Raw genomic sequence first — 23035 nt, 5'->3', positions numbered from 1 at the left:
CCGGCGCGCGCAGCGCCTCAGTGCAGCGTGCGGTGCAGCGCGCTCACCGAGGCGTGCGTCTGCCGCTGGGCGCTGAGCAGCTGCTCCTCCACGAAGCGGCGGCTCTCCTCGTCGAGCCGGTCCAGCTTGTTCACGTAGTCCTGCAGCTCGTACTCCTCGCCCTCCGCGAGCGACTGCACCACGCTCGCCGCCGAGATGCCGAGGTCGCTCGAGCCGAGGTTGCTCAGCTTCGAGAAGCCGGTGCCGCGGCCCTGCGTGTCCGGCGGGGTGCGGCCCAGCAGCTCGAGGCGCTCGCGCAGCAGCTGGGCGCGGCGCTGGTGATCCTTGCCGCACTCGCGCAGCCGGTCGCGCGCCCGCGCGTGCTCCAGCTTCGAGAGCGCCTGCTCGTAGACCTGCGCTGCCGCCAGCTCCTCCTGGAAGAACGACACCAACGTATCGGTGGAATGCGTGTGTGCAGCCATGGGGCCTCCTGCACACGAAGCTGCGGCCGGGGCGCGCAGGCGCAACGCGCGCTCGCGGCCTCTGCCGGGTGCACGGGGGAAGGTATGGGCCGCTGCCCGCCCGACCGCCGGCCGCGGAATGCGCGGGTGCACCGCACGTCGCAGTGGCCGCGCGCCGCACCGCCCGTTCGCACGCCCGCTGCGCCGTCCGCCCACAGCGCCCAGCCTCACACCCGGGCCTCGAAGACGCCGCACTCCCCACCCCCACCCGAAGCCGGAGGAACACCCATGTCGAACCACTCGCCGCAGGACACCCAGAGCTGGACGGGACTGGGCCAGGGCATCAGCCTCGAGGCCTTCCTGCGCAAGATCTCCGACCGCGTGGTGGGCCTGGGGCCGCCCGAGGAGCTGGCCGAGGCCGTGTTCTGCGCGCTCTCCGAGCGGCTCTCGGGCGGCACCGCGCGCGACCTCTTCGAGCAGCTGTCGCCCGAGGTGCGCGAGCTCTTCATCAGCTGCCGCGCCCACCCGAAGCGCGACCCCGAGGCGCGCGGCAAGAACGACTTCTACCTCAACGTCTCCGAGCACCTGGACATCGACCAGCAGCAGGACGCGCGCCGCGTGCTGCACGGCGTGTTCGCCGCGCTGCACGGGCAGATCACCGATGGCGTGGCCACGCAGATCCAGAGCGAGCTGCCCGCGGACCTCAAGTCCACCTGGGCCGCGGCGCGCCGCGTGGCGGACCGCCCCGCCTGAGCCCCGCGCCCCCGTCCCTCCCCCTCTTCATGGAGGGAGAGGGTCGGGGTGAGGGATGGAGCCCGCGGGCTCAGGTCTCGCGGGTGGGCGTGTGGCCCATCTCCTCGGAGAAGGGCGTGCCGGCGGGGTCCCCATCCGCCAGGTCCTGGCGCATCGAGCGCGGGCGGTGCTCGGGCGCCTCCTGCGTGCTCGCGCTGCGGGTGCGCTCGTCACCCGGCGCTGCGCCCTTGCCCTCGGCCTGCGGCACGTTAGGGGCACCGGGCTCGTCGAGCCGGCCTGCGGTGCGCTTCTCGTTCTCGTTCGCCATGGCTGCGCCTCCGTCGTTCGGGTGAGCGCCCCGGCAATCCCGGGGTCACCCCAACGGTGTGCGCTCACGCGGCGCAGGCACCCGGCTCCCGGGGAGAGGCGCCCCCGGCCGTCTGCCCTGCGCGCGCGCCGCCGGGCGCCCCTACCACTCGGTGTGCACGAAGCCGGCCTCGGGCCGGTCCTTGCGCTGGTAGGTGTGGGCGCCGAAGGCGTCGCGCTGGGCCTGGGTGAGGTTCTGGGGCAGCTCGGGGCTGCGGTAGCTGTCGAAGTAGGCGAGGCTCGCCGAGAGGCAGGGGGCCGGCACGCCGCCGCGCACCGCGAGCGAGAGGGCGGCGCGCCACGCGGGAGCCTTCTGCGTGAGCTCGCGCGCGAAGCTGTCCGCCACCATCAGGTTCGCGAGCCCGGGCTCCTTGAGGAAGGCCTCGCGCAGCGGGGTGAGGAGGCGCGCGCGGATGATGCAGCCGCCCCGCCAGATGCGCGCCAGCTCCGCGATGGAGATGTCCCATTTGTACTGCGCACTCGCCGCCTGGATCAGCGCGAGGCCTTGCGCGTAGGTGGTGATGCGCGCGGCGTAGAGCGCGTCGTGCACCTGCTGGGCGAGCTGCGTGCGCTCCTCGGCGGAGAGCTGCAGCGCGGGCGCGGGCAGCACGCGGGCGGCCTTCAGCCGCTGCTCCTTGAGCGAGGAGAGGATGCGCGCATCCAGCGCCGCAGCGATGGAGGGCACGGGCACGGCGAGGTCGAGCGCCACCTGCACCGTCCACTTGCCGGTGCCCTTGCTGCCTGCCTTGTCCAGCACCAGGTCCACCAGCGGCAGGCCCGTCTCCGGGTCCTTCTTGCGCAGCACGCGCACGCTGGTCTCGAGCAGGAAGGACTCGGCGATGCCCTCGTTCCACTTCGCCCAGAGGTCCGCAATCTGGTCCGCGGACATGCCGAGGCCGCGGCGCAGCAAGTCGTAGGACTCGGCGAGCAGCTGCATGTCCGCGTACTCGATGCCGTTGTGCACCATCTTCACGAAGTGCCCGGCGCCGTCCGGCCCCACGTGCGTGACGCAGGCGCCGTCGCCGCCCGGCACGCGCGCGGCGATGGCCTCGAGGAAGGGGCGCACGCTCGCGTAGCCCTCGGCGGGGCCGCCGGGCATGAGGCTGGGGCCGTGGCGCGCGCCCTCCTCGCCGCCGGACACGCCCATGCCCAGGAAGTTGAGGCCGCGCTCGCGGTAGCCCTTCTCGCGCCGGCGCGTGTCCTCGAAGAAGCTGTTGCCGCCGTCCAGCACGATGTCCCCGGACTCCAGCAGCGGGGCGAGCTTCTCCAGCATCGAGTCCACGGGCGCGCCCGCCGTCACCATCAGCAGGATGCGGCGCGGGCGCGCGAGCGAGCGCACGAAGCCCTCGAGCGAGGGGTCTCCGCGCAGGTCCGGCCGCGCGTTCTTGCCCAGGAAGGCCTTGAGCGCCTCCGGGCGGATGTCCCAGGTGGCCACCTGGAAGCCGTGGTCTGCGAGGTTGAGGGCGAGGTTCTGGCCCATCACGCCCATGCCGGCCACGCCGAACTGCGCCAAGTTCTCCGCCATCTGAGTCTCCAGGTCCTCCCTCTCCCTTTTCACGGAGGCAGAGGGTCGGGGTGAGGGTGTCGGGCTGCGGGATTACTGCCCCGCCGCCGCGGGGTCCAGCAGCCACTCGGCCTGCGGCACGCGCGAGGCGGGCAGCGCCTCGCCTGCGCGGATGCGCTGCACCGCGTCCCGCTTGCCCGCGCCCACCGCCACGCCGAGCACGGTGCGCGCGGCCTGCAGCACCGGGAGCGTCAGCGTGAGGCGCCAGGGCGGAGGCTTGGGGCCCTTCACCGCGAGCACGCGCGCGCTCTGCTCCTCGAGCGAGGGCGCGCCCGGAAAGAGCGAGGCGGTGTGCCCGTCCTCGCCCATCCCCAGCAGCACCACGTCGAGCTGCTCGGGAAGCCGCGCGGCGTAGTCGCGCGCCGCGGCGTCGCGGTCCTCGCGCTCGCCCTCCATGCGGTGCACGCGCGCGTTGAGGATGCCCAGCGGGTCCAGCAGCGTCTGGCGCGCGAGCCGGTAGTTGCTGTCCGGGGAGGAGGGGGGCACGCAGCGCTCGTCCGCGAAGAAGAAGGACACCTGGCGCCAGGGCACGGCGTCCGGCCCCAGCGCGACGAGCGCCTGGTGGATGGGGCCCGGGGTGCTGCCGCCGCTGGTGGCGAAGCTCGCCTTCCCCCGCGCCTGCACGGCCTCCTGCAGGGCGCGCGCGAGCCGGCGCGCCGCCTCCTGCACCAGCTGCTCCTTCTCGAGCACCGCGGCCACCCTCACGGCAGCCTCGTCCAGCTGCGCCCGTCCTTCGCGATGAGCGCGTCCGCCTCGGCCGGGCCGTTGCCGCCGGGCGCGTAGGGGAGCAGCGGGCCGCCCTCGCCCTTCTCCAGCGCCTGCAGGATGGGGGTCACCCACGCCCACGCCTGCTCCACGCTGTCCTTGCGCGCGAAGAGCGTGGCGTTGCCGCGCATGCAGTCCAGCAGCAGGCGCTCGTAGGCCTCGGGCACGGGCTTCTTGAAGGCGCCCGCGTAGCCGAACTCCATGCTCACCCCGCTGATGCTCAGGTCCTCGCCGGGGACCTTCGTCTCGATGCGCAGGCCGATGCCCTCCTGCGGCTGGATGCGCAGGGTGAGCACGTTGGGCTGCAGGCGCTGGCAGGTGTCGTCTCCGCCGAAGAGGCAGATGGGCGCGCTCTTGAAGTGGATGCTCACCTCGGTGAGGCGCGCGCGCAGGCTCTTGCCCGCACGCAGGTAGAAGGGCACGCCCTGCCAGCGCCAGTTGTCCACGTTGAGCTTCATCGCCACGAAGGTGGGGGTGCGGCTGTCCTTCGCCACGCCCTCCTCGTCGCGGTATCCCTGGAACTGCCCCTGCACCACGGCCTCGGCCACCTCGCGGCCCGCGAGCGGGCGCAGCGCGCGGAACACCTTGGCCTTCTCGTCGCGGATGTCCTCGGCGCCGAAGGAGGTGGGCGGCTCCATCGCGCACAGCGCGAGCACTTGCAGCAGGTGGTTCTGCACCATGTCGCGCAAGACGCCTGTCTCGTCGTAGAAGCGGCCGCGCCCGTCGATGCCCAGCTTCTCCGCGGCCGTGATCTCCACGTGGTCGATGTGGCTGCGGTTCCACAGCGGCTCGAAGATGGCGTTGGCGAAGCGGAAGACGAGGATGTTCTGCACCGTCTCCTTGCCCAGGTAGTGGTCGATGCGGAAGATCTGCCGCTCGCTGAGCACCGCGCTCAGGCGCTGGTTGAGCTCCTGCGCGCTCGCCAGGTCGTGGCCGAAGGGCTTCTCGATGACCAGCCGCCGCCACGGGTGCTGCCCCGCCTGCGTCTCGCGCGGCAGCAGCTTCGCCTTCGAGAGCCCCGTGAGCAGCTGCTCGAAGGTGCTCGCCGGGGTGGCCAGGTAGTACAGCTGGTTGCCGCCGGTGCCGAAGCGCTGCTCGAAGCTCTCCAGCTTGCGTGCCAGCTGCTCGAAGGCCGCCGGGTCGTCGTAGCTGCCGCTCACGCACTCGAGCCGCTCGGCGAGCCGCTCCCACACCTTCTCGTCCACCGGCTGGGTGCGCGCGAAGGTGTCCAGGCTCTTGCGCACGGTGGCGCGGAAGGCCGCGTCGTCGCGCGCCGAGCGGCTGAAGCAGGCCACGGCGAACTGGGGAGGCAGCAGGTCCGCGCGCGCCAGCTCGTAGAGCGCGGGGAACAGCTTGCGCTGCGCGAGGTCCCCGGTGGCGCCGAACAGCACCAGGGCGCAGGGGTCCGGGCGCCCCGCGCGCAGCAGCGGCTCTCCGGGGTGGGGGTGGGTCTCGATGCGCAGGCCGTCCACGTGCACGCTCCTTGATCGCTGCCGGTGTCCCGTCCGGGCCAACCCTAACGGGCCGCCCCGGGGCGCGCGTCAAAAGGGCGCGCACAGTGTTGGGGCAGGTCGTTGGGGCAGACCAATGGGGGCAAGCTAAGGGCGGCCGGCGCGGCCGGGGCCTCCCGTGCGCTCGCAAGGCGGGAGCACGGGCAGGGGAGCGGCGGGGCAGGGCGGGGCGGGCGCGCGCGTCAGTAGCCGGGCGGCGGGTCCGTGGGCGGGGGCGTGGTGTCGCCCGCCGCGCGCACGGTGATGACCCCGGTGTTCGCCATGGTGCCCGGGTGCACGGTGCAGAAGTAGGGCACCAGCGTGCCCACCGCGGCGCTCGTGGGGATGACGAAGGTGCGCTCGCCGGTGAAGGCCCCGGTGTCGAAGGAGATGCCGTTCACGGCCCCGGGGCGGAACTGGTTGGGCGCGGACTGGCTCGTGACCGAGTGCGCCATCGCGTCCAGGTTGCGCACCCGCACGGTCTGCCCCGGGACGACGGCGAGGTTCGCCGGGCTGAAGGCCATGTTCTGGATGGTGAGCACCGCCTCGTTGGGGTTGCTCGGCGAGGGGCTGGGGTTGCCGCCTCCGTAGCTGCTGCCCCCGCACGCCGAGAGCACCAGCCACCCCGTCACTGCCACAGCCCACAGCCCTGTCGTCCGCATCGCAGCCTCCTGGAGGCAGGGCTCACTCGCCCCGCCTCCAGGAAAGATGCAAACGATGGCGCCCGGCCACGGTCGCCCGCGGTCGCAGGGCTCTTTTCACCGCCCAACGGTGCGCGGGCGCTCAGTCCACCAGCTGCTGCATCAGGTACACGTAGTGCAGCGCCCAGCGGCGCGCGTTGAGCACCGGGTCGGAGTCGTTGGAGTGCCCGCCCTCGGTGTTCTCGAAGTAGAGGTACGGGGCGCCCAGCGCCTCCAGCTTCGCGGCGAACTTGCGCGCGTGGCCCGGGTGCACGCGGTCGTCGCGCGTGTTGGTGGTGATGTAGGCGCGCGGGTACTTCACGCCCGGCTGCAGGTGCTGGTAGGCGGAGTACTTCGCGATGAAGGCCGCGTCCGCGGGCACGTCCGGGTTGCCGTACTCGCCCACCCAGGAGGCCCCGGCCGGCAGCTTGTGGTAGCGCAGCATGTCGATGAGCGGGCTCTCGATGACGGCCGCGTTGAGCAGCTCCGGGTGCTGCGTCAGCGTCACGCTGGTGAGCACGCCGCCATTGGAGCGCCCGTAGATGCCGAGGCGCCGCGGGCTGCTCACCCCGCGGCGCACCAGGTCCTGCAGCACCGCGGCGTAGTCGTCGAAGGCCTTCTGCCGGTTCTCGCGCAGCACCGCCTGGTGCCAGCGCGGGCCGAACTCGCCGCCGCCGCGGATGTTGGCGATGACGTAGGCGTTGCCCCGCTCGAGCCACAGCTTGCCCACCTCGGGCAGGTACACGGGCGGCTTGGCCACCTGGAAGCCGCCGTAGCCGTACACCAGCGTGGGCACGGGCTGCCCCTTCTTCAGGCTGCGCGGGGCCACGAGGAAGTAGGGGATGCGCGTGCCGTCCTTGCTCTTCGTCCAGAGCTGCTGCACCCGGTGCGTGGACGCATCGAAGCGCGCCGGCAGGCTCTTCACCTGCTTCACGCTGCCGGTGCCCGCGTCCGCGAGCCACAGCGCCGTGGGAGCGAGGAAGCCCTGCGACTCCACGAAGAGCTGCTCGTGCGCGTGCGAGGTGGCCACGATGCTGATGCTCAGCGGGGCGTCCTTCGGCAGCGCGAGGCGCCGGCGCGTCCAGCGCCCGCCCGCGTGCGCGTACACGTCGATGGCGCCCTTCACGTCCTCGTACAGGTTCACCACCAGGTGCGCGCGCGTGGCGGACACCGCCTCGATGGCCTGGCGCGCCGTGGGCTGCAGCACCAGCTGCGCCTTCGCGTGCGCGGCGTCCCTCTTCAGGTCCGCGAGCGAGAGCGCCACCAGCGCCCCCTGCCGGAAGGCGCCCCAGTCCTGCTCCAGCGTGAACACCAGCTGCCCGTCCACGAAGGCCTGCAGGGTGGCCTTGGGCGGAAGCGGGATCCGCACGTTGCCTGCGCCCCCGAGCAGATAGAACTCGCTCTCGAAGAAGGTGACGCCGCGCTGCACGAGCATCGCCTGCAGCGCGCCTTCCGCATCGCGCAGGGCCGTGGCGCTCGCGGACACGTCCGTCGGCTTCCCGCGGAACACCTCCTCGGCCTTCTCGAACGGCTGGCCGCGCCGCACGCGCTTGAGCACGAAGGGGTAGCCGGACTCGGTGAGCGTGCTCGGGGCGCCGTTGCCGCCCCACTCGCGCCCCGCGATGAGCGTGTCCGCGTCCTCCCACTCCACGTCGCCCTTGCCCTCGGGCAGGCGCAGGCCGTCCGGCACGAAGGCCCCTGCCGCCACGTCCAGCTCGCGCACCTCCACCGCGTCCTGCCCGCCGTTGCTCAGGCGCACGAGGCAGCGCGTGTCCGCGGGAGGCAGGCAGCTCTCGCCCTTGAACACCCAGCTCTTGCCCTCGAGCTTGCCCAGCGCGTCCACGTCCAGCACCGTCTTCCAGGTGGGCGTGGGGCTCGCGTAGCTCTCCAGCGTGGTGTGGCGCCACAGGCCGCGCGGGTTCTGCTGGTCCTGCCAGAAGTTGTCCACGCCGCCGGCGCGGAAGTCGGGGGCGGGGATGCGGTCGGTCGCCGTGAGCAGCGCGAGCGCTTGCGCGCGGAAGGGCTCGAAGCGCGGGTCGCCCTCCAGCACCTTCAGGGTGCGCGCGTTCTGCGCCTTCACCCACGCGAGCGCGCGCTCGCCGTGCACGTCCTCGAGCCAGAGGAAGGGGTCCTCTTGCGTGGCCTCCCCCGCGGCCTCCTTCGGCGCGGCCACCTTCCGGGCGGTCTCGGCCTGGTCCGCCGCGTGGGCCACGGCGGGCAGGGCGAACAGCGTGCTCCACAGCGATGCGGCGAACAGCCTGCGCATGAGGTCTCCGGAATGAGCGGGTGCGGCCCCCCACCTCGAACGGGGAGCGGGGCTCCACATTCCCCGAGCGGGCGCATCGGGGCAAGCGGCGGGAAATGGGCTAAGGGAGGGGGCGCATGACGCGAGCGCTCACAGGACGGCAGCGGTGGGGGCTCGCACTGGCGGTGCTGCCCTTGCTGCTCTACGCGTGGACGGGCAGGGCGCGGCTCAACGACCTGCGCCTCTACGCGGACACCGTGCACGCGCTGCTCGCGGGCGGCGTGCCCAACGTGGACTTCCGCTTCGAGTACCCGCCCTACGCGCTGCTCGCCTTCGTGCCCGCGGGGCTTGCAGGAGGCGATGCCGCGCGCTTCGCCTTCGCCTTCGTGCTGCAGCTGCTGCTGCTGGACGCGGCGCTCAAGTGGGCGCTCCTGCGCGAGGAGGGCGCGCGGCGCTGGCTGCCGCTCGTGCTCTACGCGCTCGCGGCGTGGGTGGAGAGCCTGCACTACCTCAAGCGCTTCGACCTGGTGCCGGCCTTCCTCGTCTTCTTCGCGCTGCGGGGGCTCGCGGGCGGGCGCATGGTGCTCGCGGGCGCGCTGCTCTCGGCCGGGGTGATGACGAAGCTGTACCCGGTGGTGGTGCTGCCCGCGGCGCTCGCGTGGGCGCTGCAGCGGGGACAGGGGCGCAGGTTCTGCGGAGGGCTCGCGCTGGGGCTCTTGCCGCTCGTGCCCCTGAGCGCGCTGTGGCCCTGGTGGCGCTTTGCCTCCTTCCACGTCGAGCGCGGGCTGCAGGTGGAGTCCGTGTGGGCCTCGGTGCTCTGGGGGCTGCACCGGCTCGGGTGGGTCGCGCAGGTGCAGTGGACGCAGGCGGTGGCTGCGTACGAACTGCACGGCGCGGCGGCGGAGGCCGTGCGCGGCTGGAGCCGCTGGGTGTGGGTGGCGGGCTCGCTCGCGGCGGCGGGGGTCGCGGCGCGCGCGGTGCGCAGACTCGCGCCGGGGGACGTGGCGGGCCAGGCGCGCGTGGCGCTGCTGCCGCTGCTCGCCTTCGTGGCGCTCAACCCGGTGCTCAGCCCGCAGTACCTCGTGTGGCTGATGGGCCCCGCGGCGCTCGCGCTCACGCGGGGGCGCTGGGGCGTGCCGGCGGCCGTGTTCGCGGCCGTGCTGCTCACCCGGCTCGTCTACACCACGGACACGTACAAGGTCGGCTACGCCCCGCTGCACCTGCTCGTGCTCAACGCCCGCAACTTTCTGCTGCTGTGGTCGACGGTGGCGCTGATGTGGGAGCTGTGGCGGGGCGAGCAGACGGGCAGCGGGGCCCTCGCAGTGCAATAAGGGGTGGACGCGCGGGGCCGGCTCTCGCAGCGTAGCGGCCCTGAGAAGTGACCCCCTGTTTTCCGGAGGTACGTACATGAAGGCCTTGTTGACCGCGCTGTCGCTGACCCTCGTCGTGCCGAGCGTGGCGCTCGCGCAGAACCCCTTCGGCGATCTCGCGAAGAAGGCGAGCTCGGCGGGCAAGGGCGAGCTGGAGAAGCGCATCAACTCGAAGCTGCTGGCCGAGGGCCAGAAGAACCAGTGCAGCTTCAAGTCGGGCACGGACGTGCTCGCGCCCGGCTGCGAGCAGAAGCTCAAGAACCTGGCGGGCCAGCTCATCGAGGCGAAGAAGCAGCTCGATTCGTCCGGAGCCAAGGCCTACAAGTTCGAGGTGAGCGGCCACACCGACTCGGTGGGCGACGCGGCGAAGAACAAGGCGCTGAGCCTCAAGCGCGCCGAGGTCATCGTGAAGGAGATGGTGGCGCGCGGCGTGCCGCGCGGCGAGATCATCGCCGTGGGTCGCGGCAGCGAGAAGATGCTGGTGAAGCCGGACGACACCGAGGCGAAGCGCGCGAAGAACCGCCGCTACGAGATCCAGGTGCGGCTGTAGTCCGCGCACGCGGGTGAGGCCGGAGCGCGCTGGCGCTCCGGCCCTCGGTTCCGAAGGGAGCGCTGCGATGGGCGAGGAGCGGCTGCACCTGCTGCGCGGAGACCTCACCACGCTGGCGGTGGATGCCATCGTGAACGCAGCGAACTCCGCCCTGAGCGGCGGCGGCGGGGTCGACGGTGCCATCCACCGCGCGGCCGGACCGGAGCTGCTCGCGGAGTGCCGCAGCCTGGGCCGCTGCCCCACGGGCGAGGCGCGCCTCACCCGCGGCTACCGGCTCCCGGCGCATCACGTCATCCACGTGGTGGGGCGGCGAGGCCGGAGAGCCCGAGCTGCTCGCGAGCTGCTACCGCAACGCGCTCGAGCTCGCGCGGGTGCACGGCCTGCGTACGCTGGCCTTCCCATCCATTTCCACAGGCGCCTACGGCTATCCGATCGCGCTTGCGGCGCCCGTGGCGCTGCGCGAGCTGCGGGCGGGACTCGAGCGCCTGCCGCAGCTCGAGCGGGTGACGGTGGTGCTCTTCAGCGAGGCGGACCTTCGCGCGTACCAGCAGGTGCTCGACGCCTGAGGCCGTCGAGCGGGGCGGCTGGCATCGGCGCAGCGTGAGCTCTACCGCCGAGAGCTCGCCTGCCTCGGATCCGAGCTGTGTCGTTGCGCCAGCCTGAAGGGGCGTCAGAACCGGAAGGGTGACGGAGCGCTTCGGCTCCTCGCGGGAGGGCGCTGCCAGTGCGCCGCGCGCAGGGGAGACACGGAGCGGAGCACTTCACTCTGCGTGTGTCCCCGCTCGGGAGCGGCGGCCTGCGTCGCGCAAAAACGTAAAATAGGATTTTACGTTTTTGCATCACGCGCCCTTCCGCGCCCGGGAGGGGCGTCTCTTTTCGAGACAGCCGTCCACGCGTCGTGGACGGCCTCTCCCACTCGGAGCAGCCCCGTTCCCTCCCGGCCTCTCCTTCTCGAGGCCGTGCCCCTCGCGCCACTCTCGCGAACCCCTGAAGCGTCGCGGCGTCGCGTGCTTCAAAACGAAGGGCGCGGCGCCCGCGAAGGCACCGCGCCCCTCGTGTTTCCAGCGTGTCAGCCGAGGCCTAGAACACCGTGTTCCACTGCACGAGCACGGAGTTCACGCGGTCCGCGTCGCTCGGCTTGAGGCTGCGGGCGTTCGCGTACTCCACGTCGATGTGGTTCGCGTTCTTGTTGATGTAGAAGTGCAGGCCCGCCTTGATGATGCTGCTGTTCTGGGTGTCCGCGGTGCAGGCCGGCGCGACGAGCCCGTCCGGGCAGCTGTCCGCGTTGAAGCCCTCGTAGGACGCGTAGGGCATCACGAACCCGAAGCGGTAGCCCGCGTCCACGAAGTAGCCCCAGCCGGTGTTGGCCGAGCCGCCGCCGAAGTCATTGCGGTAGGCGGTGGCGTGGACCACGCCCTCGCCCTCCGCGCCCGTGGGGAGGTCCGCGAAGAAGTCGCCGGAGAAGACGCGGGTATCGGTGAGGCCGCTGGGGCCGCGCACCGCCTTGGACTGGTAGCCGCCGCCCACGCCCACGCTCACCACCGGCTTCTCCTGGAAGTAGATGCCCTGGTAGAGCCAGTTGCCCTCCTCGGTGCCCAGGATGTTGAAGTTCACGAAGCCGCCGAGGCGCGGGTGGGAGCTGGGGTTGAGGCCCGCGCGCGGGTTGGCCGCGGAGAGGTCACCCTGGGTGCCCGTCACGCCGCGGTAGATGCCGCCGCGGTAGCCGATCTTCTTGTCCAGCGCCCAGCCGCGCACCTGCACGCCGAGGTCGCGGATGCCCGGGCCCTCGCGGAAGCCGCGCACCGCGTCCAGGTGCACGTCGATGGTGGTGAAGCTGGTGGTGCTCGAGAGCGCCTGGCGGCTGAGCGGCACGAGCAGGAAGCCCGCGTCCACCATGAACACGTTCTTCGCGCTGCGCCCCGTGGGCGAGTAGCTCACCCACGCGTCCTGCGGCAGGAAGCGCGGGCTGTAGTCCTGGCCGGTGCCGAAGTTCGCGGCATCCAGCTGCAGCAGGAAGGCCCACTTGTCCGTGGGCTCCGCGCTGATGACCGCGCGCACGCGGCGCAGGCGGAAGTCGTAGCCCAGCCCGTCTCCGGCCGGGTTCGCATCCTGGGTGAGGCCGGCCCAGGTCTGCAGCTGGAAGTTCACGGTGAGCGCCTGGCCCTCGGTGCCCAGCGGAATCTTCGTGGCGCCTGCGAGGGTAGAGCTCAGGCCCAGCACGACAGCGACCGCTCTTGCAAGGTTTCGCATCGGAACGACCTCTTCGGGGGACTGCGGGGGGAGTACTGCGTGGGGGGCTGCTACTCCATGTGCCAGCCGTGACTGATGATCAGCGACTGGCCGGTGAGGGCCTTGGAGGCGAAGGAGGCGAAGAACACGGCGGCCTCGGCCACGTCGGCCATGGTGGTGAACTCGCCGTCCACCGTGTTCTTGAGCATGACGTTCTTGATGACCTCGGCCTCGCTGATGCCGAGCTCCTTGGCCTGCTCCGGAATCTGCTTGTCGACGAGCGGGGTGCGCACGAAGCCCGGGCAGAGCACGTTGGCGCGCACGTTGTGCTTCGCGCCCTCCTTGGCCACCGCGCGCGCGAGCCCCAGCAGGCCGTGCTTCGCGGCGACGTAGGGCGCCTTGAGGGGGCTGGCCTCCTTGGAGTGCACCGAACCCATGTAGAGGATGCTGCCGCCGCGCCCGCTCTTGTACATGTGGCGCAGGCAGGCGCGCGTGGTGAGGAAGGCGCCGTCCAGGTGGATGCCCAGCATGCGCCGCCACTGCTCGAAGGTGAGCTCGTCCACCGGGGCGATGATCTGGATGCCGGCGTTGCTCACCAGCACGTCCACGCCGCCGAGCCGCTGCACGACGTCGGCGACGCCCGCGTCCACCTGCGCCTCGCTGGACACGTCCATGGCCACGGCCATCGCCGTGGCGCCTTGTGCCTGCAGCTCGCTCACCACCACCTGCGCGGCGTCCAGCCGCAGGTCCGCCACCGCCACCTTCGCGCCCTCGCGCGCGTAGGCATGGGCGATCTCGCGGCCGATGCCACTGGCCGCACCCGTCACGATCGCCACCTGGTCCTTCATCCGCATGACGTCTTCCCTCTCCCTTTGCACTGCGACAGGCCGGCTACAGCGGCCTCTTGAGCAAGCGGCTCAGCTCGCCGATGACGCCCCGGCGGAAGGTGAGCACGCAGACGACGAAGATGCCGCCCTCCACCACCGTCACCCACGAGCCCAGCTGCGCCAGGTAGTTCTCCAGCGCCACCACGATGAAGGCTCCCACCACCGGGCCCAGGATGGTGCCCAGGCCGCCCAGGAGCGTCATCAAGATGACCGCGCCCGAGGTGTGCCAGTGCACGTCCGTGAGGCTCGCGAGCTGGAACACCAGCGCCTTGGTGCCGCCCGCGACCCCGGCGAGCGCCGCCGAGAGCACGAAGGCGATGAGCTTGTAGTGGTCCGGCTTGTAGCCGAGCGACACCGTGCGCGGCTCGTTCTCGCGCACCGCCGTGAGCACCTGCCCGAAGGGCGAGTGCACGGTGCGGTAGATGAGCAGGAAGCCCGCGAGGAAGATGGCCAGCACGAAGAAGTAGAGCGGCAGCATCTGGTCCAGGTCCACGCCCAGGATGCTCCCGCGCGGCACCGCCTGGATGCCGTCCTCGCCGCCCGTGAAGGGCGTCTGCAGGTAGAAGAAGAAGGCCATCTGCGCGAGCGCCAGCGTGACCATGGCGAAGTAGATGCCCTGGCGCCGGATGGCGAGCGCCCCCACCACCAGGCCGTACGCCGCGGCCACGAGCGCGCCGAACGCGATGGCGAGCAGCGGGTTCCAGCCCCACACCTTCGCCGCGTGCGCCGCCGCGTAGCCCGCCGAGCCGAAGAACAGCGCGTGCCCGAAGGACAGGAGCCCCACGTAGCCCAGCAGCAGGTTGAAGGCGCAGGCGAAGAGCGCGAAGCACAGCGCCTTCATCAGGAACACCGGGTAGATGCCCGCGAAGGGCGCCACCACCAGCAGCGCCGCGAGCACCGCGAGGGGCACCCACTGGCGCTGGCGGGGGCTCGCGCGCTGGGCCAGTGCCGGGGGCGGCGTGGAGGTGGACTCGGCCATCGCGCTCACGCGGTCCTTCCGAAGAGACCCGAAGGCTTGATCATCAGCACCACCGCCATCACCACGAAGATCACCGTGTTGCTGGCCTCTGGATAGAAGACCTTGGTCAGCCCCTCGATGACCCCCAGCGCGAAGCCGGTCACGATGGAGCCCATGATGCTGCCCATGCCGCCGATGACCACCACCGCGAAGACCACGATGATCAGGTCCGAGCCCATCAGCGGGCTCACCCGGTACACCGGCGCCGCGAGCACGCCGGCCACCGCCGCGAGCGCCACGCCCAGGCCGTAGGTGACGGTGATGAGGCGCGGCACGTTCACGCCGAAGGCCTGCACCAGCGCCGGGTTCTCGGTGGCCGCGCGCAGGTAGCTGCCCAGCCGCGTGCGCTCGGTGACGAACCAGGTGGCGGCGCACAGCAGCACCGAGAAGCCCACCACCCAGGCGCGGTACTTGGGCAGGAACATGAAGCCCAGCGCGTAGCCGCCGCTCAGCGCCTCGGGCATCTCGTAGGGCTGCCCGCTGCTGCCGTACTTGTTCTGGAACAGCCCCTGGATGACCAGCGCGAGCCCGAAGGTGAGCAAGAGCCCGTAGATGGGGTCCAGCCCCGCGAGCCGCTTGATCATCGTGCGCTCCACCAGCGCCCCCAGCAGCCCCACCACCAGCGGGCTGAGCACCAGCGCGCCCCAGTAGCCCACGCCCGCGAACTGCAGCAGGAACCACGCGGCGAAGGCGCCCACCGTGTAGAAGGCGCCGTGGGCGAAGTTCACCACGTTGAGCAGGCCGAAGATGATGGCGAGCCCCAGGCTGAGCAGCGCGTAGAACGAGCCGTTGATCAGCCCCACGAGGAGCTGGCCGAACAGGGCCTGGAGCGGGACGCCGAAGACGGTGTGCATGGAGCTCCTGGCTCCGCGAGGAGCGCACGCGCGCTCCTCGCGGAGGACGGCGGAAGGGGGAGCGGCTACTTCTTCACCAGCGGGCACTCGCTCTTGTCGAGCGGGCTCCACGCCTGCTCGGCGGGGATGGTGCGCACCAGCTTGTAGTAGTCCCAGGGCTTCTTCGACTCGTTGGGCGCCTTCACCTGGTACAGGTACATGGGGTGGATCTTGCGGCCGTCGGCGCGGATGCTGCCCTTGCCGAAGAGCGGGTCGTCCGTGGGGGTGGCCTTCATCTGCGTCACCACCGCCTTGCCGTCCGCGTCGCTCTTGAGCGCCTTCACCGCCTTCAGGTAGTGCGTGACGGCGGAGTACACGCCCGCGTGCACCATGGTGGGCATCTTGCCGCCGTTGCGGTCCGCGAAGCGCTTGGAGAAGGCGCGCGTCTTGTCGTCGCGGTCCCAGTAGAAGGCCTCGGTGAGCAGCAGGCCCTTCGCCGTGGGCAGCCCCAGCGCGTGCACGTCCGAGATGAACACCAGCAGGCCCGCGAGCTTCTGCCCGCCCTGCGTGATGCCGAACTCGTTGGCCGCCTTGATGGCGTTGATGGTGTCGCCGCCCGCGTTCGCCAGGCCGATCACCTGCGCGCCCGAGCTCTGCGCCTGCAGCAGGAAGGAGCTGAAGTCCGCGGTGTTGAGCGGGTGGCGCACGCTGCCCACCACCTTGCCGCCGGCCGCCTTCACCACGTCCGAGGTGTTCTTCTCGAGCGACTGGCCGAAGGCGTAGTCCGCGGTGAGGAAGAACCAGCTCTTGCCGCCGTTGGCCACCACCGCGCTGCCCGTGCCGTGCGCGAGCGCGTAGGTGTCATAGGTCCAGTGCACCGTGTTCGGGCTGCAGGCCTTGCCGGTGAGGTCCGTGCTGCCCGCGCCGGAGTCCAGGAACACCTTGTTCTTCGCGCGCGCCACCTCGTTCACCGCGAGCGCCACGGACGAGGTGGGCACGTCCACGATGGCGTCCACCTTGTCCACGTCGAACCACTGGCGCGCGATGTTCGAGCCGATGTCCGGCTTGTTCTGGTGGTCCGCGAAGATGACCTCCACCTTGGCGCCGGGGATGGCGCCGAAGTCCTCCACCGCCATCTTCGCGGCGAGCACCGAGCCCTGGCCGCTCAGGTCCGCGTAGAGGCCGGACTGGTCGTTGAGCACGCCGATCTTGATCACCCCGTCGGTGATCTTGCCCGCGCCTGCGGCGGGTGCGGCCGCGGCCGCGGGCGCCTTGGCCCCCGCGTCCGCCTGCGTCTGCGCATACGCCGCGCCCGCGGCAAGCCCCGCGAGCGCCACCATCTTGAGGATCCGGCTGGACGTCATTGCTGCTCCTTCAGGTGAGGGAAAGCTACGACTGACAGCACAACCCAGAGAGTGCGTGAGAGAGACGGTCAGACCCCGAGGTAGCCCTTGAGCTTGTCCATGCTGCGCTCGAGCTCCGCGTTGGGGATGCGGTCGATGATGCGCCCGTGCTCCATGACGTAGTGGTGGTCCGCGATGGACCCGGCGAAGCGCAGGTTCTGCTCCACGAGCAGGATGGTGAAGCCCTCCTGCTTGAGGCGGCGGATGGTGGCGCCGATCTGCTGCACGATGACCGGCGCGAGCCCCTCGGTGGGCTCGTCCAGGAGCAGCAGGCGCGCCCCGGTGCGCAGGATGCGCCCGATGGCCAGCATCTGCTGCTCGCCGCCGGAGAGCTTGGTGCCCGGGCTGTGCAGCCGCTCCTTGAGGTTGGGGAACAGCTCGAGGATGGCCTCCTGGCTCAGTCCCCCCTCGCGCACCCGCGGCGGCAGGAGCAGGTTCTCCTCCACGTCCAGGCTCGCGAAGATGCCGCGCTCCTCGGGGCACAGCGCCATGCCGAGCCGCGCGATGCGGTGCGAGGGCAGGCGGATGGTCTCCTCGCCGCCGAGCCGCACCGAGCCCGTGCGCTTGAGGCACATGCCCATCAGGCTGCGCAGCGTGGTCGTCTTGCCTGCGCCGTTGCGCCCCAGGATGGTGACCAGCTCGCCGGGGCGCACCTCCAGGTCCACCCCGTGCAGGATGTGGCTCTCGCCGTACCAGGCCTGCAGGCTGCGCACCTCGAGCAGCGGGGCGGTGGCGCCCTGCGTGGCGGCAGCGGTGCTCTCAGGCATGCGCGGCTCCCATGTAGGCGGTGACCACGTCCGGGTTCTGGCTCACCTGGGCGTAGTCGCCCTCGGCGAGGATCTCCCCGCGCGCGAGCACGGTGATGGTGTGGCAGAGGTTCGCGACCACGCTGAGGTTGTGCTCCACCATCAGCACGGTGCGCTGCCGGGCCACGCGCTTGATCAGCTCCGCGATGCGGTCCACGTCCTCGTGGCCCATGCCCGCGGTGGGCTCGTCGAGCAGCAGCAGCTCGGGGTCCAGCGCCAGCGTGGTGGCGATCTCCAGCGCGCGCTTGCGCCCGTAGGAGAGCTCCACCGCGGGCAGGTGCGCCTGCTGCGAGAGCCCCACGGCCTCGAGCAGCTCGCGCGCCCGCGCGTCGTACTGGTGCAGCACCCGGTCCGAGCGCCAGAAGTCGAAGGACGCGCCGCGCCCGCGCTGCAGCGCCACGCGCACGTTCTCCAGCACGCTCAGGTGCGGGAAGGTGGCGGAGATCTGGAAGCTGCGCACCATGCCCAGGCGCGCCACGTCCGCGGGGCGCGCGCGCGTGATGTCCCGGCCCTTGTAGTGGATGGTGCCGCGCGTCACCGGCAGGAACTTGGTGAGCAGGTTGAAGCAGGTGGTCTTGCCCGCGCCGTTGGGGCCGATGAGCGCGTGCACCGTGCCGCGGCGCACCCGCAGGTTCACGCCCTTCACCGCGACGAAGCCGCGGAACTCCTTCGTGAGCCCTCGCGTCTCCAGGATGATGTCGTCTTCCGCCATCAGGTGCTCCGGGGTGGGCTGCGGTGCGGCGTGAACATGAACGGTGATTCAGTTTTCAGCAAGAGGCAACGATGTGACGCGCGGCGTCAGTGGGCGGCGGCCGCGCCCAGGTAGGCGCGGCGCACGCCGGGGTCGGCGAGCACCTCCTTCGCGGTGCCGGAGAGCTGGATGCTGCCCTGCTCGATGACGTAGGCGCGGTCGGCCACCTCCAGGGCGCGGAAGGCGAGCTGCTCCACCAGCAGCAGCGTGGTCTCGCGGCGCGCCTTGAGCTGCTCGATGAGGCGGAACACCTCGTCGATGATGACCGGGGCGAGCCCCATGGACGGCTCGTCCAGGAGCAGGAGCTTGGGGCGGCTGAGCAGGGCGCGCGCGAGCGCGAGCATCTGCTGCTCGCCGCCCGAGAGCGTGCCGGCCGCCTGCGCCTGGCGCTCGCGCAGCCGGGGGAAGGTCTGGAACATGCGCTCCAGGTCCTCCTGCACGCCCGCCTTGTCCCCCTTGCGCAGCCGCAGGTAGGCCCCCAAGAGCAGGTTGTCCTTCACCGACTGCTGCGCGAACACGCGTCGGCCCTCCGGCACGTGCGCGACCCCCGCCGCCACCACCTTGTGGGCCGAGCGCCCGAGCAGGGACTCCCCCGCGAAGCTCGCGCGCCCGCTGGTGGCCCGCTGCAGGCCCGAGAGCGTGCGCAGGAGCGTGGTCTTCCCCGCGCCGTTGCTGCCGATGACGGCCACCAGCTCGCCCTGGCCCACCTGCAGGCTGATGCCCTTGAGCGCGCGGATGGCGCCGTAGTCCACCACCAGCTCCTGCACCTCGAGCAGCGGGGCGCTCACGCCGCACCCCCGCTCGGGCCCATGGCACCGGTGGCCGTGGAGTGCGTGCCCAGGTAGGCCTGGATGACGGTGGGGTCCGCCTGGATGGTGCGGGGGCTGCCCTCGGCGATCTTCTTGCCGAAGTCGAGCACCGTCACGTCGTCCGAGATGGCCATCACCATGTCCATGTGGTGCTCGATGAGGAGGATGGAGACGCCGGCGGCCTTGATGCGGCGGATGAGCGCGTTGATGCTCTCGATCTCGGAGGCGGTGAGCCCGGCGGCCGGCTCGTCCAGCAGCAGCAGGCTGGGCGCGAGCGCGAGCGCGCGGGCGATCTCCAGGAGCCGCGCCTGGCCGTAGGCGAGGTTTCGCGCGCGCTCGAGCGCGAGGCGCTCGAGCCCCACGAACTGCAGGAGCGCGAAGGCGCGCGCCCGGGCCTCGCGCTCCTCGCGCCGGGCGCGCGGCAGCCGCAGCGCCACCTCCCACAGCGTGGCCTTGAAGGAGGGGTGCAGCCCCACCATCACGTTCTCCAGCACGGTGAGGTCGCTGAACAGCTGCAGGTTCTGGAAGGTGCGCGCGAGCCCCTTGCGCGCGCGCTCGTGCGGGCGCAGCCGGTTGAGCTCCTGACCGAAGGAGACCACGCGCCCCTGCGTGGGCGTGTACAGCCCGGTGAGCACGTTCACGGTGGTGCTCTTGCCGCTGCCATTGGGCCCGATGAGCCCACGCACCGCGCCGCGCGGAATCTGCAGGCTCAGGTCGCGCACGGCGTAGAGGCCGCCGAAGCGCATCTCCAGCCCCTCGAGCTGCAGCGCCGCGCCCTCGCCGCCCGCCGCGCTGCTGCGCGCGCCCGCGAACACGTCCACCCCGGCCGCCTCCTGCGCGAGCAGCGCGAGCTCGGGGGCGGGGTCGTAGGCGCGCAGCCGCCGCCACACCCCGCGCGCGACCCCCATCAGCCCCTCGGGCATGAAGTAGAGCACCACCAGCAGGAGCAGGCCGTAGGCCATGAGCCGGTAGTCGTTGAAGCCGCTGAACACGTCCGGGAGGATGACGAAGAGCGCCACGCCGATGACGTTGCCCGCCACGCTGCGCACCCCGCCGAAGATGAGCGCGATGAGGAACTCGACGGAGAAGTTGTACGCGAAGGTGTTGGGCGCGACGTAGTTGTCCAGGTGGACGAAGAGGCCTCCGGCGAAGGCCGCGAGCGCCGCGGAGAGCACGAAGGCGGCGATCTTGTAGTGCGAGCGGCTGATGCCGCAGCACTCGGCCGCCACGCTGCTGTACTTGATGGCCTCGAAGGCGCGGCCCCAGTAGCTGCGCGCCAGGTTGTGCACCATGTACAGGCTGAGCACGAGCGCCGGGTACACCAGGTAGAAGTAGCTGGGCCCGCTCAGGCGCACCTTGCCCCAGCGCACCGGCTCCAGCGTGATGCCCATGGTGCCGTTGGTGACCGTGTCCTGCTCGTTGATGATGGTGTAGATGATGAGCCCGTACACGATGGTGATGACCGCCAGGTAGGGCCCACTCGAGCGCAGCGCGGGAAAGCCGAGCAGGAAGCCCGCGAGCGCGCCCAAGAGCGCCGCCACCGCGAGCGCCGGCAGGAAGCCCAGCTGCGGGAAGTGCTGCATGGCGGCGCCCGAGTTCAGGTCCGGCGTCGCCGTGAGCACCGCGACGGCATAGGCGCCGATGGCGAAGAGCCCCGCGTGCCCGATGGACACGTCCCCGATGTAGCCCACCACCAGGTCCAGGCTCGCCACCAGGATGGCGTACACGCAGATGCGGCTGAGGATGCCCACGTAGTAGCGGTTGTCCAGCTGGCTGGGCACCAGCAGCGGCAGCAGCACCAGCACCAGCGGGAGGAGCCGGCGCCACAGCGGCTTGGGGAGCAGGGGCAGCTTCGACACGCTCACACCTTCCTGACGACGGTGCGGCCGAACAGGCCCGAGGGGCGGAACAGCAGCACGAGGATGAGCAGCACGAAGCCGGGCACGTCCTTGTAGCCGGTGGAGAGGTAGCGCGCGGTGAGCGCCTCGGAGAGCCCGAAGAGCAGCCCACCCACCACGACGCCGAAGCCGGACTCGAGGCCTCCCACGATGGACACCGCGTAGGCCTTCACGCCCAGCACCGTGCCCATGGTGGCGCTCACCAGGGTGAGCGGCGCCACCAGCACGCCCGCCACGCAGGCGATGGCGGTGGAGAGCATGAAGGAGAAGAGGATGACGAAGCGCTGGTCGATGCCCATCAGGCTCGCCGCGTCCTTGTCCTCGCTCACCGCGAGCACCGCGCGCCCGAACATGGTGCGGCGCTTGAACAGCTCCACCGCCGCCACGATCGCGAGCGACACCCCGATGACCAGCAGCTCCTGCGGGTACACGCCCACGCCGCCCTGCACCACGCCCTCGGCGTCCTTCTCGCCGAAGAAGCGCAAGGGGCTGTCGCCGAGCGGGGAGTTGAAGCGGAAGTCGTCCGTGCTCCAGAACACCTCGACCGCGTTGCGCAGCACGATGGAGACCGCGAGCGTGGCGAGGATCCACCCGTACGCGGAGCGCTGCCGCAGGGAGGGCTCCACCGCGACCTTCAGCAGGATGGCGCCGCCCACCGCGCCCACGAGCACCACCGCCGCGAGCGCGAGCGCGAAGGGCAGCTCGCGGGTCATGTACAGCACGAAGGCGATGACCCCGCCCAGCATGAGGAAGTTGCCGAGGGAGAAGTTGATCGTCCGCGAGGTGCTGAAGGTGATGTTGTAGCCGAACGCGACCAGGGCGTAGATCATCCCCTGGGCCACTCCGCTCAGCAGCAGCTGCAGCGTCTGCATCCCGCCTCCGTTACCGGTGCCACGGGGACTGCGGGCCCCCCGCGCGCGTGCACGGGAGGGCCCTTGCTGCACTCCGGGAGGGCGCTACTTCTTGGGTGCGCCGGCCGCGCTCTTGGGCACCACGGTGCCGTCCTTCACCACGCCCATGCGCACGGTCTTCTCGGTGACCGCCTCGTGGTTCTTGCTGTTGAAGGGCTTGGTGTAGGTGGCGGTGATGCCCTCGAAGGGCTTCTGCAGGTCCTCGAGCGCGAGGCGGATCTTGTCGCCGTCCGTGCTCTTGGCCTGCTCGATGGCCTGCTTGAGCAGGTACAGCGAGTCGTAGCCCTGCGCGGCCGCCACGGCCACGGACATGGGCTTCTCGTTGAAGCGCTTGTAGTAGGCCTCGACGAACTTCTGCTGCTTCGGGTTGGTGAGGTCACCCTCGATGAAGGTCACGGGCGCCACCGCGCCGTTGCCGTTCTTGCCCGCGTTCTTCATGAAGGCCTGCATGGACAGGGTCCAGCCGCCGATCATGTCCGGCTTCCAGCCGAGCCGGTCCAGCGAGTTGGCGATGGCGGCGAGCTCGGGGCCGATGCCGTAGACCAGCAGCGCGTCCGCGCCGGCGGCCTTGGCCTCCTGCAGCTGCGCGGTCATGTCCGTGTCCTTGATCTTGAACTTGCCCACGTACACCGGCTTCACGCCGCGCTTCTGCAGCGCCGCCTCCAGCTTCGCGCGGCCGCCCTGGCCGTAGTTGGTGTCGTCCGCGAGGATGGCGGGCTTCTTGTGCCCGCGCACGTCCACCGCCTCCTTCACCACCATCTCGGTCTGCACGAGGTCATTGGCCGCGATGCGGAAGATGTAGTTCTCCGGGTACTGCGGGAACAGCTCGTTCACCTTCGCGCCGGCGCTCGCGTTGATGATGACCGGCACCTTGGCCTCGTTCGCGTAGCGCGTGGAGGAGTCCGCGACGCCGGTGTTGATGGGGCCGAGCACCGCCACCACCTTCTCCTTGTCCACGAACTCCTGCATGATCTGCCCGCCGCGCTCGTTCTTGGCCTCGTCGTCGCGGGCGACCAGCACCACCTGCTTGCCGAGGATGCCGCCGCTCTTGTTGATCTCCTCCGCCGCGAGCGTGGCGCCGTTGCGCATGGACACGCCCATGCCCGCGGAGCCTCCCGTGAAGGGGCCGTACACGCCCACCTTGATCTGCGCGCTGGCCGGTACCGCGAACAGGAGCGCCGCCGTGATGCTCAACAGGACTCTCTTCATCGCCGCCTCGTCTGTGGGAACGGATGGGTGAACGCGAGTGCTGCACCGCCGCGGTGCGGCAGGGTCGGTCGGCCCATTA

At 71.2% G+C, this 23035-nt stretch carries 21 protein-coding genes and 1 pseudogene; 4 read left to right on the top strand and 18 right to left on the bottom strand.

The window, feature by feature from the left end:
• Positions 1 to 17 precede the first annotated feature (17 nt).
• Complete coding sequence (locus tag FGE12_RS11330; protein ID WP_153866450.1) at positions 18 to 461, bottom strand: ferritin-like domain-containing protein; 444 nt, start codon at positions 459 to 461, stop codon at positions 18 to 20.
• A 267-nt stretch (positions 462 to 728) separates the two neighbouring features.
• On the opposite strand from FGE12_RS11330, the gene FGE12_RS11325 reads away from it, so the two are divergent.
• On the top strand, positions 729 to 1193 hold the full coding sequence (locus FGE12_RS11325) for a DUF2267 domain-containing protein (RefSeq protein WP_153866449.1): 465 nt from the start codon (positions 729 to 731) through the stop codon (positions 1191 to 1193).
• A gap of 70 nt (positions 1194 to 1263) precedes the next feature.
• Here FGE12_RS11325 and FGE12_RS11320 read toward each other — a convergent pair whose 3' ends face one another.
• The 6 genes from FGE12_RS11320 to FGE12_RS11295 all read right to left on the bottom strand — a co-directional run bounded on the left by FGE12_RS11320 (position 1264) and on the right by FGE12_RS11295 (position 8303).
• Entirely contained in the window at positions 1264 to 1500 is a 237-nt protein-coding gene (locus FGE12_RS11320) for a hypothetical protein (RefSeq protein ID WP_153866448.1), read from the bottom strand.
• 141 nt (positions 1501 to 1641) lie between these two features.
• Positions 1642 to 3063, bottom strand: a complete 1422-nt coding sequence (gndA, locus tag FGE12_RS11315) for an NADP-dependent phosphogluconate dehydrogenase (RefSeq protein WP_153866447.1) — start codon at positions 3061 to 3063, stop codon at positions 1642 to 1644.
• Between the two features lie 72 nt (positions 3064 to 3135).
• Positions 3136 to 3807, bottom strand: a complete 672-nt coding sequence (gene pgl, locus FGE12_RS11310; RefSeq protein WP_194797795.1) for a 6-phosphogluconolactonase — start codon at positions 3805 to 3807, stop codon at positions 3136 to 3138.
• Entirely contained in the window at positions 3804 to 5345 is a 1542-nt protein-coding gene (zwf, locus tag FGE12_RS11305; protein ID WP_194797794.1) for a glucose-6-phosphate dehydrogenase, read from the bottom strand. Before zwf ends, pgl begins: the two co-directional genes overlap by 4 nt.
• 215 nt (positions 5346 to 5560) lie before the next feature.
• Entirely contained in the window at positions 5561 to 6019 is a 459-nt protein-coding gene (locus FGE12_RS11300) for a plastocyanin/azurin family copper-binding protein (RefSeq protein ID WP_153866445.1), read from the bottom strand.
• Positions 6020 to 6140: 121 nt separating this feature from the next.
• The gene (locus tag FGE12_RS11295; RefSeq protein ID WP_153866444.1) at positions 6141 to 8303 is read right to left on the bottom strand and encodes a prolyl oligopeptidase family protein; all 2163 of its coding nucleotides are present in this window, start codon (positions 8301 to 8303) and stop codon (positions 6141 to 6143) included.
• Between the two features lie 116 nt (positions 8304 to 8419).
• Here FGE12_RS11295 and FGE12_RS11290 point away from each other — a divergent pair, with 116 nt between their 5' ends.
• The 3 genes and pseudogenes from FGE12_RS11290 to FGE12_RS11280 all read left to right on the top strand — a co-directional run bounded on the left by FGE12_RS11290 (position 8420) and on the right by FGE12_RS11280 (position 10768).
• Complete coding sequence (locus tag FGE12_RS11290; RefSeq protein ID WP_153866443.1) at positions 8420 to 9613, top strand: glycosyltransferase family 87 protein; 1194 nt, start codon at positions 8420 to 8422, stop codon at positions 9611 to 9613.
• 76 nt (positions 9614 to 9689) lie between these two features.
• Positions 9690 to 10202, top strand: a complete 513-nt coding sequence (locus tag FGE12_RS11285) for an OmpA family protein (protein ID WP_153866442.1) — start codon at positions 9690 to 9692, stop codon at positions 10200 to 10202.
• Positions 10203 to 10269: 67 nt separating this feature from the next.
• Positions 10270 to 10768: pseudogene (locus FGE12_RS11280) on the top strand (macro domain-containing protein).
• A 514-nt stretch (positions 10769 to 11282) separates the two neighbouring features.
• On the opposite strand, the gene FGE12_RS11275 reads toward FGE12_RS11280, so the two are convergent.
• The 11 genes from FGE12_RS11275 to FGE12_RS11225 form a co-directional block, all read right to left on the bottom strand.
• Positions 11283 to 12422: a hypothetical protein gene (locus tag FGE12_RS11275; protein ID WP_153866441.1), complete on the bottom strand. Its 1140-nt coding sequence runs from the start codon at positions 12420 to 12422 to the stop codon at positions 11283 to 11285.
• A gap of 80 nt (positions 12423 to 12502) precedes the next feature.
• The gene (locus FGE12_RS11270; protein WP_153866440.1) at positions 12503 to 13285 is read right to left on the bottom strand and encodes a 3-hydroxybutyrate dehydrogenase; all 783 of its coding nucleotides are present in this window, start codon (positions 13283 to 13285) and stop codon (positions 12503 to 12505) included.
• A 37-nt stretch (positions 13286 to 13322) separates the two neighbouring features.
• A complete protein-coding gene (locus tag FGE12_RS11265; RefSeq protein WP_153866439.1) occupies positions 13323 to 14297 on the bottom strand; it encodes a branched-chain amino acid ABC transporter permease in 975 nt (324 codons plus the stop codon).
• A gap of 5 nt (positions 14298 to 14302) precedes the next feature.
• Complete coding sequence (locus tag FGE12_RS11260) at positions 14303 to 15190, bottom strand: branched-chain amino acid ABC transporter permease (RefSeq protein ID WP_153866438.1); 888 nt, start codon at positions 15188 to 15190, stop codon at positions 14303 to 14305.
• A 65-nt stretch (positions 15191 to 15255) separates the two neighbouring features.
• On the bottom strand, positions 15256 to 16533 hold the full coding sequence (locus FGE12_RS11255) for an ABC transporter substrate-binding protein (protein ID WP_228530743.1): 1278 nt from the start codon (positions 16531 to 16533) through the stop codon (positions 15256 to 15258).
• Between the two features lie 68 nt (positions 16534 to 16601).
• Complete coding sequence (locus FGE12_RS11250) at positions 16602 to 17339, bottom strand: ABC transporter ATP-binding protein (protein ID WP_153866437.1); 738 nt, start codon at positions 17337 to 17339, stop codon at positions 16602 to 16604.
• Entirely contained in the window at positions 17332 to 18090 is a 759-nt protein-coding gene (locus FGE12_RS11245; protein WP_153866436.1) for an ABC transporter ATP-binding protein, read from the bottom strand. The genes FGE12_RS11250 and FGE12_RS11245 overlap by 8 nt, the downstream gene beginning before the upstream one ends.
• 86 nt (positions 18091 to 18176) lie before the next feature.
• Complete coding sequence (locus FGE12_RS11240) at positions 18177 to 18917, bottom strand: ABC transporter ATP-binding protein (RefSeq protein ID WP_370458961.1); 741 nt, start codon at positions 18915 to 18917, stop codon at positions 18177 to 18179.
• Positions 18914 to 20797 carry a branched-chain amino acid ABC transporter ATP-binding protein/permease gene (locus tag FGE12_RS11235; protein WP_153866435.1) on the bottom strand — a complete coding sequence of 628 codons (1884 nt, stop codon included), beginning with the start codon at positions 20795 to 20797 and terminating at the stop codon, positions 18914 to 18916. The genes FGE12_RS11240 and FGE12_RS11235 overlap by 4 nt, the downstream gene beginning before the upstream one ends.
• A gap of 2 nt (positions 20798 to 20799) precedes the next feature.
• The gene (locus FGE12_RS11230; RefSeq protein WP_153866434.1) at positions 20800 to 21708 is read right to left on the bottom strand and encodes a branched-chain amino acid ABC transporter permease; all 909 of its coding nucleotides are present in this window, start codon (positions 21706 to 21708) and stop codon (positions 20800 to 20802) included.
• Positions 21709 to 21792: 84 nt separating this feature from the next.
• On the bottom strand, positions 21793 to 22956 hold the full coding sequence (locus FGE12_RS11225) for an ABC transporter substrate-binding protein (RefSeq protein ID WP_153866433.1): 1164 nt from the start codon (positions 22954 to 22956) through the stop codon (positions 21793 to 21795).
• Positions 22957 to 23035: the final 79 nt, after the last annotated feature.

It is taken from the genome of Aggregicoccus sp. 17bor-14, assembly GCF_009659535.1.
Taxonomy (GTDB): Bacteria; Myxococcota; Myxococcia; order Myxococcales; family Myxococcaceae; genus Aggregicoccus.
The sequence above is the reverse complement of the archived record's forward strand: the minus strand, read 5'-3'. Positions and strand labels throughout refer to the sequence as shown.

Coding starts and splice junctions, on each gene's coding strand:
- FGE12_RS11325 (WP_153866449.1), top strand. CDS start 729: ATGTCGAACCACTCGCCGCAGGACACCCAGAGCTGGACGGGACTGGGC.
- FGE12_RS11265 (WP_153866439.1), bottom strand. CDS start 14,297: ATGGCCGAGTCCACCTCCACGCCGCCCCCGGCACTGGCCCAGCGCGCG.
- FGE12_RS11255 (WP_228530743.1), bottom strand. CDS start 16,533: ATGACGTCCAGCCGGATCCTCAAGATGGTGGCGCTCGCGGGGCTTGCC.
- FGE12_RS11270 (WP_153866440.1), bottom strand. CDS start 13,285: ATGCGGATGAAGGACCAGGTGGCGATCGTGACGGGTGCGGCCAGTGGC.
- FGE12_RS11290 (WP_153866443.1), top strand. CDS start 8,420: ATGACGCGAGCGCTCACAGGACGGCAGCGGTGGGGGCTCGCACTGGCG.
- FGE12_RS11260 (WP_153866438.1), bottom strand. CDS start 15,190: ATGCACACCGTCTTCGGCGTCCCGCTCCAGGCCCTGTTCGGCCAGCTC.
- FGE12_RS11330 (WP_153866450.1), bottom strand. CDS start 461: ATGGCTGCACACACGCATTCCACCGATACGTTGGTGTCGTTCTTCCAG.
- FGE12_RS11245 (WP_153866436.1), bottom strand. CDS start 18,090: ATGGCGGAAGACGACATCATCCTGGAGACGCGAGGGCTCACGAAGGAG.
- FGE12_RS11295 (WP_153866444.1), bottom strand. CDS start 8,303: ATGCGCAGGCTGTTCGCCGCATCGCTGTGGAGCACGCTGTTCGCCCTG.
- FGE12_RS11250 (WP_153866437.1), bottom strand. CDS start 17,339: ATGCCTGAGAGCACCGCTGCCGCCACGCAGGGCGCCACCGCCCCGCTG.
- FGE12_RS11300 (WP_153866445.1), bottom strand. CDS start 6,019: ATGCGGACGACAGGGCTGTGGGCTGTGGCAGTGACGGGGTGGCTGGTG.
- FGE12_RS11285 (WP_153866442.1), top strand. CDS start 9,690: ATGAAGGCCTTGTTGACCGCGCTGTCGCTGACCCTCGTCGTGCCGAGC.
- gndA (WP_153866447.1), bottom strand. CDS start 3,063: ATGGCGGAGAACTTGGCGCAGTTCGGCGTGGCCGGCATGGGCGTGATG.
- FGE12_RS11225 (WP_153866433.1), bottom strand. CDS start 22,956: ATGAAGAGAGTCCTGTTGAGCATCACGGCGGCGCTCCTGTTCGCGGTA.
- FGE12_RS11230 (WP_153866434.1), bottom strand. CDS start 21,708: ATGCAGACGCTGCAGCTGCTGCTGAGCGGAGTGGCCCAGGGGATGATC.
- FGE12_RS11320 (WP_153866448.1), bottom strand. CDS start 1,500: ATGGCGAACGAGAACGAGAAGCGCACCGCAGGCCGGCTCGACGAGCCC.